Genomic DNA, 2,107 nt, shown 5'->3' on the forward strand with positions numbered 1-2,107 from the left:
CGGCCCTCTCGGCCGCGGACGGCGAGTCGGTGCGCGACCTGCAACGCCGCTACGTCGAGGTGTGGGTCGACGTCCTTTCTCGGCTCGACCCGTCGACCGAGCGCGCCGAGCTCCGGCTGCGCGCCCAGGCGACGTTCGGGCTGATGAACTCGACTCCGCACTCGGCCCGGTCGCTGACCGCCGGGCGTACCAGGACGGTCCTCGAGCGGATGGCGCTCGCGGCACTCGCGCCGTAGCGGTGCCAAGGTTCCGGCCACGGCGGTCGTGCGAGATCTGCCGAAGTGTCATAACCGCCATGACTCAAGTGATAGCGTCCCTGTCGATCGCTTGAACTGCGGCTTTTCCGTCGAAAGGTGGACAGGTGCGAGCTTCTAGGGTGTGGGTGGCAGTCGTGCTGGCGAGCATCGCGCTCGGAGGGCTTGCCGTGCCGGCGTCGGCAGTGGCCGGCGGCAGCGAGCCTGCCGCAAGTCAGGTCGACCCGGCGACCGACTGCGCCGAGTACGCGGCGAGGAACAGCGGCTCGGGTGCGGATTGGGCGTGTTTCGCCGGCACGGTAACGGTCTTTGCCAAGTCCGACGCGGCGGTCCTTCCGGTCGCGAAGACGATCGCGCTGACGAAGCCCGCGGCGGCACGGTGCGCCGCAGGTGTGACTCCGCTGGTCGTCGCCAGCGACTACATCTCCAACGTGACCGAGCCGATCATCGCCTCCATCAGCGGCGTCGGATACACGGTGCCGGTCACGGTTCGGACGGTGATCTATAACCACTCGGCAGACGTGAAGATGAGCTACACGGCCTCGCCCGCCGTCTCCGTGATCTGGTCGTTGCGCATTCGTCGGGACAACAATCTCGCGACCGACGACACCGTGTTCACCTATCCGGAGGCATACGGCTCGTCGTACGCGACGAGCAGCTACAGCTTCCTGGAGGACGCATACAGCGAGGGGTACAACCAGCTTCCGTATGACGGAAAGAAGTACTTCTACGACCTCTACGCGATCCGGATGTCGGCCTCGGGCAAGGTCCTCAACATTCTCGGATCCGTGCAGAGCGATCGCATGACGTGCTACAAGACGGTGAGCTGCAAGTTCAAGTGACTCTCTGCGAGGGGGGCCGCGCTCACCGCGGCCTCCCTCGCAGGCTGTCGAGAGGAGCAGGGTGAACATCGACGAACTTGTGGAGCGGATGCTCGCATTCGAGCCGCACGACCTTGCGGGTCGGTTCTCGACGACTTTCGCCGACGGTACGACCGGCGAGCAGGGGGTGTTTCTCTTCGTCGACAAGGACCGATGGGCAGTCCGGATCGACGGCGCGGCCACGTTGTGGTCGACCGGCGCGCGACGCTTCTCCAGCGACCACGCCGGGACGTCGTCCAGCACGTCGCTGCGCCCGCCGGAGCGGCCGCCGTGGTCGCTCGTCCTGCCGCGTCTGGCGCACGTCTACGGACGACCCGGCGACGACTGGGAGCTCGCGGAGATCGTCACCGGTGACGACCGGGAGGTCACGGTGAGCCTCGTGTCGGGCACGGAGCAAGGACGTCTGCGCGTCGAGCTCGACCCAGGGACGATCGTCGAGCTGGTGACGCCGTCGTGGACGGCGACGGCCCAGGTGGGACTCGACGCCGACGAGCGTCTGCAGCTCGCGGCACTTCTCGGCGGCTGACGAGCTCACACCATCCGCTGCACCGACCCCGGGTTCGCGAGGATCGCGCCGAGGTCCGTGAGGAACCGCACGGCACCCAGCTCGCCCCGAACCACGCCGAGCTGTTCCCGCGGCGGACGCGCGCGATGGCCTTGGACGCGGCGCTGGAGCACGGCCTGCCCGAGGTCCTGCAGGTCGCCGGGGAGATCCGGACCGTCGAGGACTCGTTCGACCGCTTCGCCCGGTGGTGCGACACGGATGCGACGTGCGCGCTGCAGGGCAAGGACGTCGGTGCCGTGTTCGACGCTGCCCAGATCCAGGGCAGTCACGTGCTGACCCGCGAGGGCGACGGGCACACGTCGTACTACACGTCGCAGCGCGCTCCTCGAAGCTGCTGCCCGGCTGTTCGCCCGTCACGGGTTCGGGGGGGTCTCGATCGAGGACCTCGGGTCGTCCGCCGGCGTCCG

The 2,107-nt window shown here is 68.2% G+C and carries 3 protein-coding genes and 1 pseudogene; all 4 read left to right on the forward strand.

The annotated features are described in order from the left end of the window. Positions 1–236: pseudogene (locus Cch01nite_RS22545) on the forward strand (TetR/AcrR family transcriptional regulator); the annotation flags it as partial. 146 nt (positions 237–382) lie between these two features. After that, positions 383–1,096 (forward strand): hypothetical protein, encoded by a 714-nt coding sequence (locus tag Cch01nite_RS22550; protein ID WP_203758764.1) that lies wholly within the window; start codon positions 383–385, stop codon positions 1,094–1,096. A gap of 61 nt (positions 1,097–1,157) precedes the next feature. After that, on the forward strand, positions 1,158–1,661 hold the full coding sequence (locus Cch01nite_RS22555; RefSeq protein ID WP_203758765.1) for a hypothetical protein: 504 nt from the start codon (positions 1,158–1,160) through the stop codon (positions 1,659–1,661). A gap of 125 nt (positions 1,662–1,786) precedes the next feature. Next, a partial coding sequence (locus tag Cch01nite_RS23085; RefSeq protein WP_444542252.1) for a hypothetical protein occupies positions 1,787–2,107 on the forward strand: 321 nt, incomplete at its 3' end.

The sequence above is a fragment of the Cellulomonas chitinilytica genome (assembly GCF_016862675.1).
GTDB classification, from domain to species: Bacteria; Actinomycetota; Actinomycetes; order Actinomycetales; family Cellulomonadaceae; genus Cellulomonas; species Cellulomonas chitinilytica.